The sequence below is a fragment of the Streptomyces sp. S.PB5 genome (genome assembly GCF_030403745.1).
Classification (GTDB): domain Bacteria; phylum Actinomycetota; class Actinomycetes; order Streptomycetales; family Streptomycetaceae; genus Streptomyces.
On sequence record NZ_JAQMWP010000015.1, the window covers coordinates 31,882 to 44,737 of the forward strand.

Sequence of the window (12,856 nt, forward strand, 5' to 3'; positions counted from 1 at the left end):
CCCTTCACGGACGGGCCGGGAGCGCGGGGCGGCCCGTGCGGCTCGCCGTGCGCGACCGGCCGCCAGGGAGGAGATTGGATCTCGGCGGCCGTGCGAGGAGGTGGTCGGCGTGGCCGACGGACAGGGGCCCGCGCAGGCGCCGGCGGCCGCCCGGACGCGGGTCGGCCGGCCGCTGCTCTCGCTGGCGCTGGCCTCGATGATGGACGAGGTGCACGCCCACTCCGGCGCGGTCTATCTGCTGGCCGCCGAGGAGCCGGTGCTGGAGATGGCGGTGATGGCCGGGCTGCCCAGGGCGTTCGCGGCCCCGTGGGAGCGGGTGGGGCTCAGCGCCCCGATCCCGGTCGCCGAGGCGGTCCGGGAGCGACGCCTTGTGTGGGTGGGCGGCGAGGAGGACATGGCGCGCCGCTATCCGCGGATCGCGGTGGTGCTGCCGTACCCCTTCGCGCTGGCCGCGTTGCCGGTGGCGACGGGCACGACGGCGTACGGCGCGGTGTTCGTGACCTGGCCGGGTTCGCATCCTCCGGAGCTGTCCGACCGGGAGCGGGACCATCTGACCGCGGCCTGCGGGCGCCTTGCGGTACGCCTGGAGCGGGCCGCCGAGGACAGCCGGCCGGTGTTCCCGGAGCCGGATCTGCTGGCCGGGACCCCGGTGGGCGGGGCGGCCGGCACGCTCGGCACGGTGGAGGCGGCGCGGATGGTGGCGCGGCTGCCGTACGGGTTGTGCTCGCTCGATCTGCACGGGCGGATCTCCTTCGCCAACGCGGCGGCGGCCGAGCTGATCGGAGTCCCGGTGAGCAGGCTGCTGGGGACCCAGCTGTGGGCGTCGGTCCCGTGGCTCAACGACCCCGTGTACGAGGACCGTTACCGGGCCGCGCTGATCAGTCAGCACTCGACGTCGTTCGTGGCGCTGCGGCCGCCCGCCGACTGGCTGTCGTTCCGGCTGTACCCGAGCACGACCGGGCTGAGTGTGCGGGTCAGCCGGGCGCGGGCGGTGGCGGAGATGAGCCGGGGCGCACCGCGGGCGGGGGGCGGTGCGCCGTCCCGGCTGGTCACCATCTCGCAGGTGCTGAGCCTGGCGGGTGCGCTCACCGAGGCGGCGGGCGTGCAGGACGTGGTGCAGCTGGTCGCGGACGAGATCCTCCCGGCGGTGGGCGGCCAGGCCCTGGTCGTCCTCGGTTCGCGGGCGGGCCGGCTGCATGTGCTGGGGCATCGCGGATATCCGGACCCGCAGGTCGTGGAGCGGTTCGACGGGCTGCCGCTGACCGAGTCGACGCCGGGTATGCAGGCCCTGAAGAGCGGTGTGCCCGCGTTCTTCGACTCGCGCCGCCAGCTGGAGCACCTCTACCCGGCGCGGCTCGCGACCCCCGACGGCTTCGCGGCCTGGGCGTATCTGCCGCTGATCGCCTCCGGGCGCCCGGTGGGCACCTGTGTGCTCGCCTACTCCGAACCGCATCCGTTCCCGGCGGACGAGCGGGCGGTGCTGACGAGCCTGGGCGGCCTGATCGCGCAGGCCCTCGAAAGGGCCATGCTGTACGACGCCAAGCACCGCCTCGCGCACGGCCTCCAGGAGGCGCTGCTCCCCCACTCCCTGCCCCGCCTGGCCGGTGTCGACGCGGCCGCGCGCTATCTGCCGGCCACTCAGGGCATGGACATCGGCGGCGACTTCTACGATCTGGTGCCCTCGCACGGGGTGGCCGCGGCGGTGATCGGGGATGTCCAGGGGCACAACGTGACGGCGGCCGGCCTGATGGGCCAGATCCGCACGGCGGTACGGGCGTACACGACCGTGGGCCAGCCCCCGGAGGAGGTCATGCGCAGCACCAACCGGCTGCTGATCGACCTGGGTTCGGACCTCTTCGCCAGCTGTCTGTATCTGCGCCTCGACCCGGCGCACGGCCGTGCCGTGATGGCCCGGGCAGGGCATCCCCCGCCCCTGCTCCGCCGCCCGGACGGCCGGGTGCGCGTCCTCGACCTGGCCGGCGGTCCCCTGCTGGGCATCGACGAGGCGGCGGCCTACCCCACCACCGAGGTCGACCTGGCCCCGGGCAGTGTCCTCGTCCTCTACACGGACGGTCTGATCGAGTCCCCGGGCGTCGACATCGAGGACGCCCTCGCCGACCTGGGCCGCCGTCTCGCCGAGGCCGGTGACGCGCCCCTGGACGAGCTGGCCGACCATCTGGTGGCGGACGGCACGGCGACGCAGGAGCGGCTGGACGATGTGGCGCTGCTGCTGTTGCGGGCGCGGGAGACCGGCTGAGCGCCCGTCCCGGCTCCTCCCGCAGCGCCACGGAGTTCCGGCGCACCGCCTCTCCGCCGAGCCGGTCCGCTCCCTCGTCCACGCTCCGGAGCGGCCTCGGTCCGGCCGAAGCACGAACGGTCCGGCCCTCCCGCCGGAGGGCCGGACCGTGTCCGTGGAGCCAGGGGGGCTACTGGTGGGTCAGGCCGGAGCCGTCGTCCGCGCCCGCACCGGCGTCATGGCCGCCGGCCTCTTCACCGCCGACCTCCTGGCCGCCGGCCTCTTCACCGCCCACTTCCTGGCCGCCGACCTCGTCACCGACGCCGGCTTCCTCGCCCGCGCCCGCCTCTTCGCCGGCTCCGGCTTCCTCACCGGCGCCGGCCTCGTCACCCGCGCCGGCCTCCGCGCCGCCGCCCGCCGCGTCGCCCGCGCCCAGCGTCGCGCCGACCGCCTCCAGGGCCGTGGTGACCGGCTGGAAGAAGGTCTCGCCGCCGACGGTGCAGTCGCCGCTGCCGCCGGAGGTCAGGCCGATGGCCAGCCCGTCCTGGGTGAACAGGGAGCCGCCGCTGTCGCCGGGTTCGGCGCAGACGTTGGTCTGGATGAGCCCGGTGACGGTGCCCTCGGGGTAGTTCACGGTGGCGTCGAGTCCGAGGACCTGGCCGTCGGAGAGGCCGGTGGTGCTGCCCATCCGGAAGACCTGGAGGCCCACCTCGGCGTCCGCGGCCTGGGAGATCGCGACGGTCTGTTCGCCGACGTTGACCTCGCTGGGTGCGACGGTGGCCGGGTCGTCGTACTTCACCAGCGCGAAGTCGCCGTCACCGGGGAAGGTGGCCTGGTCGACGGTGGCGATCGGCTCGCCGCCGTCCGCGTCGGACCACTCCGCCGCGGCGACCCCGCAGTGGCCGGCGGTCAGGAAGGCCGGGGTGCCGTCGCCCGCGACGACGTTGAACCCCGCGGAGCAGCGGGCGCCGCCGGCGAAGATGGCGTCGCCGCCGGAGAGGAAGGTCTTGAAGGTGCCCGCCGACTTCTTGATGGTCGCCATGCCGGAGCCGAGGGTGTCGACGGTCGACTCCAGCTGGTCCCACTTGGCGCCGGTGACCGTGCTGTCGGCGGTGACCAGGATCTTGTTCGTCCTGGGGTCGACGGCCCACGCGGTGCCGGGGATGGTCGCGTCGGTCTTCAGGGTCTGCGCGCCGGCTGCGAGTTCGGCGAGGCTGTTGTCGACCTCGCGTATCTGCGCGCCGGCCTTCTTCGCCTGCACGATGACGTTGTTGTTGTCGCCCGATATGACGTTGACGACGAGCTGCTGCTGCTCCGCGTCGTAGTACGAACCGGCGAAGGCCTCACCGAGCAGTTCGGCGAGCTGCGAGGCGAGGTCCGAGGCGTCCGACGCCTTCAGGGTCTTGGGGGCGGCGGCCTGCCCCGAGGAGGCGCCGTCCTGGCCCGCGTTGGCCTGCGGCAGAAGAATCGCGGCTGCTCCGAGCGCCATCACGCCGCCCGCTGCGATCGCGGCCTTGCGCTTGGGAATTCGCTTGTGACTCAAACTTCTCGACCTCCTGAAGGGCGGGGTCAGTGCCGCCGGTCGTCGGCGGCTCGTCGGGGCGCCTGGATGGCAGGAGGTACGCAGGAGTCACGTGGGGTGTTCAATTCCGTTTCCTGGCAATCTCTTTGCACGGCATCGAATCGGCCAGGGTCCGCGTCCGGCGGGCCGGCGCCGGGAACAATCGCCCATATGACGATGACGACCGCCGAAGCCGACAAGATCCTCGCCGACAACTTCGCCCCTTGGGTCCTCGAACTGGGTCTGTCGGTCCAGTCCCTGGGCGACCGCCGCGCCACCCTGCGTCTGCCCTGGTCGGACCGGCTGTCGAGGGAGGGCGGAGGGCTGTCGGGGCAGGCGCTGATGGCCGCCGCGGACACCGCGACCGTGATCGCCGTGTCGGCGGCGCGAGGGGCTTACGGACCCATGACGACGGTGCAGCAGTCGACGTCGTTCCAGCGGGCGGTGACCGGTTCGGATGTCCTGATCGAAGCGGTCGTCACCAAACTGGGCCGGCGCATGGCGTTCGCCGACATCACGATGACCGATGAGGAGTCGGGTGAACTCGCGGCACACGCGAGCACGGTCTACGCACTTCTGGGCTGACCCAGCCCTGAACCGATCCTGACCCGGTCCTGAACCGATCCTGACCCGGTCCTGACACGGTCCGCGATCGATCGACAGCGGTCCGTTCCGAACTCGGCTCCGAATCCTGGCTTCAGGGAATCTGCACATCCAATGCTCAACGAAGTCACCGGAGACGACGGTTCTGCACAAGCCCGCGCGCCCCCTCATGTCATTGGGGCGGGAGTGTCGGATTCACTTCCCGGGGCGCAAGAGCGCGTATGAACGGAAGAAGTGCCGACTGTGAAGATGTCGGCAGCGGGACGTGCGCAGGCCTCCACCGTTGGGCACTTCTGGGGCTCAAGTGTCCTGGTGGGGCGGTTGGTTGATTGGAAGCGCGGGCTCGCCGCGTGCTTTGATCCATCGCACCGCAGGGGCCGCACAGGGCTCCGGCAACGGCGCCCGGCGCCTGCGGTCGCGGCCGTCCCCACAGGGGTCACCGCTCCCCCTTGTGAATATCCATATGAAGGGAAGTTCCATCATGAACTCCACCCCCCAGGTTGAGACCGTCGAGATCTCCGACGCCGAGCTCGACAACGTCTCCGGCGGCCTGCAGCTGAACGCCCTGGGCACCGTCACCGGCCTGGTGGACAGCGTCGCCCCGGTTTCCGGCCTGGTCGACACGGTCGTCGGCACGGTCGAGGGCACCACCGGCCTCTCCGTGGCCCCGGTCACGAACCTGGTTGCCGGTCTCTGATCGCAGCTCGTGCCGAGAGTCCCGGAGCCGTTTCCCGGCTCCGGGACTCTCGGATGCCGTCAGAAAGACGGCTGTCATGAATCAACCGGCTCCTTCGGGCCGGTCCCTTGTCGTTTTCAGGTGTCGTTTCAGGTGAGGGAAAGTCCGTGCAGTTCCGCCAACAGGCCCTCGCCAAGCTCCAGTCGCCCGAGGAGCTGGACCTTCCGGTGCGGTTCGCGCGCCCCCAGGGCTGGCTCGCGCTCTCCGTCACCGTGGTCGTCATGGCCGCCGCATCCGTGTGGGCGGTGACCGGCTCGGTCGCCTCCACCGTGAGCGCGTCGGCGATCCTCACCCACGGGCAGGGCAGTTACATCCTGCAGAGCCCCGTCGCCGGACAGGTCACCGCGGTCCTCGCCGAGCAGGGCGAGCGGCTGCCGGCCGACTCCCCCGTGCTGAAGGTGCGCACCGCCGACGGCGACGCCGTGGTCCGCTCGGTCGCCGCGGGCCGGGTCACCGCGCTCGCCGCCACGATCGGGCAGATCATCCAGACCGGAGCGAACGTGGCCGCCGTGGAGAAGGTCGCGCACACCAAGGACCCCTTGTACGCCACCGTGTACGTGCCCGCCGAGAACGCGGCCTCCATCCCCGCGAACGCCGCCGTCGACCTCACCGTCTCCTCGGTCCCCACCCAGGAGTACGGCGTGCTGCGCGGCCATGTGAAGTCGGTGGACCGCTCCGCCCAGTCGGCACAGCAGATCGCCGCGTTCCTCGGGGACGGCCAGCTCGGCGAGCAGTTCACCAAGGACGGCAGGCCGGTCGCCGTGCTCGTGAAGCTGGACAGGTCGTCCGCCACGAAGAGCGGCTACAAGTGGTCGTCCAAGGACGGGCCGCCGTTCGCCCTCACCTCCATGACCCTCGCCAAGGGTTCCATCCGGCTGGCCGACCAGCGCCCCGTCGATTGGCTGCTGCCGTGAGCACCACAGAGGAAGTCCGCAGCAGACGCCGTTCGGCTCCGCCCAAGCGCCCGGTGCCCAAGGGCAAGGCCAAGACCGTCCGGACGCCCACCGTCCTGCAGATGGAGGCCGTCGAGTGCGGCGCCGCCTCCCTCGCGATGGTCCTCGGCCACTTCGGCAAGCACGTCCCGCTCGAGGAGCTGCGCATCGCGTGCGGTGTCTCGCGCGACGGCTCCCGCGCGAGCAACCTCCTGAAGGCGGCCCGCAGTTACGGCCTCACGGCCAAGGGCATGCAGATGGACACGGCCGCCCTCGCCGAGGTGAAGACGCCGGCCGTGCTGTTCTGGGAGTTCAACCACTACGTCGTCTACGACGGCATGGGCCGCCGCTTCGGCCGCCGCGGGGTGTACATCAACGACCCCGGCAAGGGCCGCCGGTTCGTGCCCATGGAGGACTTCGACTCCAGCTTCACCGGTGTCGTGCTGATCATGGAGCCGGGCGACGGCTTCACCAAGGGCGGCCGCAAGCCGGGCGTGCTCGGCGCGATGCCGGCCCGGCTGCGCGGCACCGCGGGCACGATGCCGGCCGCGGTGCTGGCGAGTCTGCTCCTGGTGCTGGTCGGCGCGGCGGTGCCCGCGCTGAGCCGGACGTACATCGACATGTTCCTCATCGGGGGGCAGACCTCGCTGCTCGGCGTGCTGTTCGCGTCGATGGGGACGTGCGTCCTGCTGACCCTGGTACTGACCTGGCTGCAGCAGGCGAACCTGCTGCGCGGCCGCATCATCTCCTCCACCCTCTCCAGCGCCCGCTTCCTGCGCCATCTGCTGCGGCTGCCAGTGACGTTCTTCTCCCAGCGCAGCCCGGCCGACCTGGTGCAGCGCCTCCAGTCGAACGACGCGGTGGCCGAGACCCTGGCCCGTGACCTCGCGGCGGCGGGCGTGGACGCGGTGGTCGTCGTCCTGTACGCGGTCCTGCTGTACACCTACGACCCGCAGCTCACGTTCGTCGGCATCGGTGTCGCGCTCCTCAACATCGTCGCCATGCGGGTCGTCATCCGGCTGCGGGCCACCCGTACCGCGAAACTGCGCGCGGACAGCGCCCGTCTCACCAACACCGCCTACACGGGCCTGCAGTTGATCGAGACGATGAAGGCGACCGGCGGTGAGGACGGCTACTTCCGCAAGTGGGCGGGACAGCACGCCACGACGCTGGAGGAGCAGCAGCGGCTGGGCGTGCCGAGCGCCTGGCTGGGTGTCGTCGCCCCGACCCTCGCGTCGCTCAACAGCGCGCTGATCCTGTGGATCGGGGGCATGCGGGCGGTCGAGGGCGGCATCTCGGTCGGTCTGCTGGTGGCCTTCCAGGCGCTGGTCACCCGCTTCACCGCCCCGATCACCCGCCTCAACGGGGTCGCGGGCCGCATCCAGGACTTCGCGGCGGACGTGGCCCGGCTGAAGGACGTCGAGAACTTCCAGGCCGACCCGCTCTACGGCCGCCCCGGCGCCGACGAGTCGACACGCCGTCTGCACGGGCATGTCGAGCTGCAGAACATCAGCTTCGGCTACAACCCGCTCGACAAGCCCCTGTTGACCGGCTTCGACCTGACGGTCGGCCCCGGCCAGCAGGTGGCGCTGGTCGGCGGCTCGGGCAGCGGCAAGTCCACGGTGTCCCGGCTGATCTCGGGCCTGTACGCGCCCTGGGAGGGCGTGATCCGTATCGACGGACAGCGCCTGGAGGACATCCCGCGCGGCGCCCTCGCCTCCTCGGTCTCCTTCGTCGACCAGGACGTCTTCCTCTTCGAGGGCTCGGTGCGCGACAACGTGGCGCTGTGGGACCCGTCGATTCCGGACGAAGCGGTGGTCGAGGCCCTGAAGGACGCCGCTCTCCACGACGTCGTGATGCGCCGCCCCGGAGGCATCCGGAGCCGGGTCGAGCAGGACGGCCGCAACTTCTCCGGCGGTCAGCGCCAACGCCTGGAGATCGCCAGGGCGTTGGTCCGCCGCCCCAGCATCCTCGTCCTCGACGAGGTGACGAGCGCGCTGGACGCCGAGACCGAGCAGATCGTGATGGACAACCTGCGGCGGCGCGGCTGCGCCTGTGTGGTGATCGCCCACCGGCTGAGCACCGTGCGCGACAGCGACGAGATCGTCGTGCTCGAGCACGGCACGATCGTGGAACGCGGACGGCACGAGGAGCTGGTGGCGTACGGCGGGGCGTACGCGGCACTGGTCAGGGAGCGATGAGATGACGACCGCACACGAAGGGGACGTCGTCCTCACCGCGCTCGGCACCATGGGGACGCCGATCGACTGCGCCGGATTCACCCGTCTGGATCTCGAAGGGCCGCAGGTGCTGTGGCTGGTGGCGTCGGGGGCCGTGGACCTGTTCGCGGTGGACGCCGAACAGCAGGGCCACTGGCACCACTTGGGCCGCCTGGAGGCGGGCTCCCTGATCCTCGGCCCGGTCCCCGGCCCTCAACACACGCTGGTCGCCCGCCCGTTGCGGGACTGCGTGGTACGCCGCATCGGACTGCGCGAGCTGTACCAGCCCGCCCACACCCAGACCTGGTCCTACGACGAGTACGGCAACCCCCAGTACGTACCGCCGACGACCAGCCCCTTGGAGTACGCCCTGGCGCTCGGCGTCGGCCGCAGCCTCTCGGTCCTCTTCCAGGCGCCGATGGCGAACGAGCGGGCCGCCGAGATCACCGACGACGACGTGTTCTGGATGCAGGTCCCGCCGGGCAGCGTGCAGTACGGATCGCTGTACGGCGCCGAGGCGGCCGCCGACCTGCTGATGGACCCCGCGGTCTGGCAGAGCATGGTCGACCAGCAGTACCGGCTGCTGACCACCCTGGACCGCTGGATCGAGCAGCTGGAGCGCACCCACGAGACGCGCACCGCGGAGGGCATCAAGGCCGGTGAGGCGGTCCGGGCCCAGGCCGACCGGACGCTGCTCGCCTCGATCGGCAAGTCCTCCTCGAAGCGCACGACGGCCGCCGACGCGGACGCCTCCTACGCGGCGTGCAAGCTGGTCGCGCGGGCCGCCGGGATCACCCTGGCCGACCCGGCGCAGAGCGGCACCGGCAGCGACCGTCTCGATCCGGTCGAGCAGATCGCGCTCGCCTCCCGGATACGTGCCCGGGCCGTGCGGCTGGACGGCAGCTGGTGGCGGGACAACGTGGGACCACTGGTGGGCCACCGCGCGCTGTCCGGGGCGCCGGTCGCGCTGCTGTGGCGGCGTGGCGGCTATGTGGCGGTGCATCCGGCGACGGGCCGTGAGACGCCGATCGAGAAGGCCAACGCGGAGGAGTTCGAACCGCGTGCCGTCATGTTCTACCGGCCGCTGCCCGAGCGGCGGCTCGGTCCGCTCGGGCTGCTGCGGTTCAGCATGCAGGGCATGGGCGGGGACCTGACGAACCTGCTCCTGAGCGGTCTCGTGACCGTCGCGATCGGTGCGATCGTGCCGATCGCGACCGGCAAGGTGCTCGGCGAGTTCGTGCCGAAGGCGCAGACGCACCTGATCGTGCAGGTCTGTCTCGCGGTGATGGTCAGCAGTCTGGTCGCGGCGGCGTTCATGCTGCTGCAGGGCCTGACCATCCTGCGTCTGGAGGGCCGTATCGAGGCGACCCTCCAGCCGGCCGTCTGGGACCGGCTGCTGCGGCTGCCGACGAAGTTCTTCACCGAGCGCTCCACCGGTGAGCTGGCCAGTGCGGCGATGGGCATCAGCGCGATCCGCCGGCTGCTGGCGGGAGTCGGCCCGGTCGTCGCCCAGTCGGTGACCATCGGTGCGATGAACCTCGGCCTGCTGTTCTGGTACAGCGTGCCGATGGCCTTCGCGGCGATCGGCATGCTCGTGGTGATCGCCGGGATCTTCCTCGGGCTCGGGCTGTGGCAGGTGCGCTGGCAACGGCGCCTGGTGGTGCTCGGCAACAAGCTGAACAACCAGGCCTTCCAGACCCTGCGCGGACTGCCCAAGCTGCGGGTCGCGGCCGCCGAGAACTACGCGTACGCGGCCTGGGCCTCTCAGTTCGCGCGCAGCAGGGAGCTCCAGCAGCGGTTGGGGCGGATCAAGAACCTCACCACGGTGATGGGCGCCGTCTATCTGCCGGTGTGCACCCTGCTGATGTTCATGCTGCTGGCGGGGCCCGCGCGCGGGTCGATGTCGGCGGCGGCGTTCCTCACCTTCAACACCTCGGTGACGATGGTGCTGACGTCGGTGACCCAGCTGACCGGTTCCTTCGTCTCGGCGGTGGGCGCGCTGCCGCTGTTCGAGGAGATCAGGCCGGTCCTGGACGCCACGCCCGAGGTGCGCACGGCCAACACCCGCCCCGGCCCGCTGTCGGGCGGGATCGAGGCGCGCCGGCTCTCCTTCCGCTACTCCGACGACGGCCCTCTGGTCCTGGACGACGTGTCCTTCGAGGTGCGGCCGGGCGAGTTCGTGGCGATCGTCGGCCCGAGCGGCTGCGGCAAGTCGACCCTGCTCAGGCTGCTGATCGGCTTCGACCCGCCGGTCTCGGGAAGCGTGCTCTACGACGGTCAGGATCTTGCGGCGCTCGACCAGTCGGCGGTGCGGCGCCAGTGCGGGGTGGTGCTCCAGCACGCGCAGCCGTTCAACGGCTCGATCATGGACGTCATCTGCGGGACGGAGCCGTTCACGCCGGAGGAGGTGATGGCGGCGGCACAGATGGCGGGGCTCGCGGAGGACATCAAGCGGATGCCGATGGGGCTGCACACGATCGTCTCGGGCAGCGGTGCCGTCTCCGGCGGCCAGCGTCAACGGCTCATGATCGCCCAGGCGTTGATCCGCCGGCCGCGGATCCTCTTCTTCGACGAGGCGACCAGCGCCCTCGACAACGAGACGCAGCGTACGGTCATCGAGTCCACCAAGGCCCTCAACGCCACCCGAGTCGTCATCGCGCACCGCCTCTCGACGGTCCTCGACGCCGACCGCGTGATCGTGATGGAGGACGGCAAGGTGGCCCAGCAGGGCCCGCCCGCGCAGCTGCTCGCGGACACGGGCGGGCGGCTGCACGAGCTGGTGCGGCGTCAGATGGCGTGATCAGTCCAGGCCGGGGACGGCGGCTCCGGAGGGGACACCGGCGGCGACATAGCCGTCGTAGAACCCCTTCCACGGAGCCTCGGCCCCGGCGTGCGGCCCGCCGAAGTCCTCACCGCGCGCGTGGGCGTCGAGGGCGGCCAGGCAGACCTCCCAGCCGGCGCCGTTGCGGGCGGCGGCGTTCTCCTCGCTCAGCACGTTGGTGAGCGTGAAACGGGTGCTGCTGTCGTCGAGTGCCTCCAGGTCGAAGCGCAGTTCGTCGCCGCCCCACTCGAACGACAGATGCCGGGGCGGGTCGACGGCGATGACCCGGCCCGTGGAGTCCTCCATGTGCGGGTCGCCGCTGAACTTGATCTCCCCGCCGGCGCGCAGGTCGATCTCGGCGCGGGCGGGGAACCAGTGGGCGAGTTCGTCGGCGTCGGTCACGAACTGCCAGACGCGCGCGACGGGATGCTCGTAGGTACGGGTGAAGCGGACGGCCGGGCGGCCGTCGTCCAGCGTCAGATAGGTGCCGGTGAGATCTGCGGGCATGGTGGATCAGTCCTTCGGAGTGGGTTCCTCGGGGTCGTCCGGCGCGGTCTCGTCGAGGCGGCGGCCCAGGGCGTCGAGGCTGCTGTTCCACAGGCGGCGGTACGGCGCCAGCCACGCGTCGAGCTCGGCGATGGGGGCCGGGTCGAGGGCGTAGACGCGCCTCTGTGCGTCCTGCCTGACCCGGACCAGGCCGGCCTCCCTGAGCACCTTCAGATGCTTGGAGGTGCCGGGCTGGCTCAGTCCGCATGCCTCCACGATCTCCCCGACGGGCCGCGGCCGCTCCAGGAGCAGCGCGACGATGGCCCGCCGGTGGGGATCGGCGAGGGCGGTCCAGAGCGCGGCGTCGGACATGCCTCCAATATGCCTCCGCAGTTATATTCCCGTCAAGGCATACGCGGTGGGGCTGACCGGTCGTCCGCGCCCATCCAGGCCGCCACCGCCCGCAGCGCCGCCGCGAAGCGGTCCGGGTGGCGCAGGAACTCCATGTGGATGCCGGGGAACTCGACCCAGGGGGCGCCGATCCGGCGGGCGATCTCGACCGACGGGCGGGCGTAGTAGGTGTCGCGGTCCTCGGCACCGGCCCCCAGGACGACCGGGAACGGCACCGATTTCAGCGCGCCCTCGTCGGGCCGGAAGCCGGCGAAAGCGGGCCACTCGGCGCCGAACAGGTGGTCCTGGTTGCCGAGGAACCGTCGCCACAGGTCGTCGGGCCAGCGGTACGTCCCCTCGCCGCGCACGGTCTCGGCGAACCTGCGGCCCGCCGCCGGCGCCCCGCCCCGCGCGTAGCGGTCGGCCACGTCGGCGAAGAAGTCACGGGCGGGGTCGCCGTCGGGCAGGACGTTCACGGCGGGCGGTTCATGGGCGATCAGGCCCGTCAGACACTCGGGGTGCAGGGCGGCCAGCGTCAGGCCGACGATCGCGCCCCCGCTGTTGCCGAACACCAGCGCCCGTCCGTCCGCGAGGCCGTCGATCAGCGCAAGGGCGTCGGCCGCCTGCTGCGCGAGGTCCATCGGCGCGCCGGTCCGGCCGGTGCTGCGGGAGTTGCCGCGCCGGTCGTAGGTGATCACCGTGAACGCGTCGGCGAGGTCCGCCGCGACGCCCGTGTAGTAGCCCGCGTCCCCGCCCGCGCCGCTGATCATCAGCAGCGCGGGACCGCTCCCCCGCAGTTCGTAGTACAGCCCCGCACCGCCGACCTCGAATGTGCCGCTGGTCACACTCAGCCCCTCTCGCCATCGAAACTT

Annotated in this window: 10 protein-coding genes; 6 read left to right on the plus strand and 4 right to left on the minus strand. The window is 71.6% G+C overall.

Annotation, left to right across the window (positions count from 1 at the left end; translation table 11 throughout):
• Positions 1–100: 100 nt before the first annotated feature.
• Entirely contained in the window at positions 101–2,257 is a 2,157-nt protein-coding gene (locus tag PH203_RS33570; protein WP_289924987.1) for a SpoIIE family protein phosphatase, read from the plus strand.
• Between the two features lie 169 nt (positions 2,258–2,426).
• On the opposite strand, the gene PH203_RS33575 is transcribed toward PH203_RS33570, so the two are convergent.
• Positions 2,427–3,779, minus strand: coding sequence for a S1 family peptidase (locus PH203_RS33575; protein ID WP_289924988.1), 1,353 nt, complete (start codon positions 3,777–3,779; stop codon positions 2,427–2,429).
• A gap of 189 nt (positions 3,780–3,968) precedes the next feature.
• Here PH203_RS33575 and PH203_RS33580 point away from each other — a divergent pair, with 189 nt between their 5' ends.
• The 5 genes from PH203_RS33580 (at position 3,969) to PH203_RS33600 (ending at position 11,087) form a co-directional block, all read left to right on the plus strand.
• Entirely contained in the window at positions 3,969–4,382 is a 414-nt protein-coding gene (locus PH203_RS33580; protein ID WP_289924989.1) for a PaaI family thioesterase, read from the plus strand.
• Positions 4,383–4,881: 499 nt separating this feature from the next.
• On the plus strand, positions 4,882–5,097 hold the full coding sequence (locus PH203_RS33585; RefSeq protein ID WP_289924990.1) for a type A2 lantipeptide: 216 nt from the start codon (positions 4,882–4,884) through the stop codon (positions 5,095–5,097).
• A 146-nt stretch (positions 5,098–5,243) separates the two neighbouring features.
• On the plus strand, positions 5,244–6,050 hold the full coding sequence (locus PH203_RS33590; RefSeq protein ID WP_289924992.1) for an HlyD family efflux transporter periplasmic adaptor subunit: 807 nt from the start codon (positions 5,244–5,246) through the stop codon (positions 6,048–6,050).
• Positions 6,047–8,269 carry an NHLP family bacteriocin export ABC transporter peptidase/permease/ATPase subunit gene (locus PH203_RS33595; RefSeq protein ID WP_289924993.1) on the plus strand — a complete coding sequence of 741 codons (2,223 nt, stop codon included), beginning with the start codon at positions 6,047–6,049 and terminating at the stop codon, positions 8,267–8,269. Before PH203_RS33590 ends, PH203_RS33595 begins: the two co-directional genes overlap by 4 nt.
• Position 8,270: 1 nt before the next feature.
• Positions 8,271–11,087, plus strand: coding sequence for an NHLP bacteriocin export ABC transporter permease/ATPase subunit (locus PH203_RS33600; protein WP_289924994.1), 2,817 nt, complete (start codon positions 8,271–8,273; stop codon positions 11,085–11,087).
• Here the strand turns inward: PH203_RS33600 and PH203_RS33605 are convergent, their stop codons facing one another.
• From PH203_RS33605 to PH203_RS33615, 3 genes are read right to left on the minus strand one after another with little or no spacing between them, the layout of a single operon-like run.
• Entirely contained in the window at positions 11,088–11,615 is a 528-nt protein-coding gene (locus PH203_RS33605) for an SRPBCC family protein (RefSeq protein ID WP_289924995.1), read from the minus strand.
• Between the two features lie 6 nt (positions 11,616–11,621).
• Positions 11,622–11,966 carry a metalloregulator ArsR/SmtB family transcription factor gene (locus PH203_RS33610; protein ID WP_289924996.1) on the minus strand — a complete coding sequence of 115 codons (345 nt, stop codon included), beginning with the start codon at positions 11,964–11,966 and terminating at the stop codon, positions 11,622–11,624.
• A 32-nt stretch (positions 11,967–11,998) separates the two neighbouring features.
• Complete coding sequence (locus tag PH203_RS33615) at positions 11,999–12,829, minus strand: alpha/beta hydrolase (RefSeq protein ID WP_289924997.1); 831 nt, start codon at positions 12,827–12,829, stop codon at positions 11,999–12,001.
• Between the last annotated feature and the right edge of the window lie 27 nt (positions 12,830–12,856).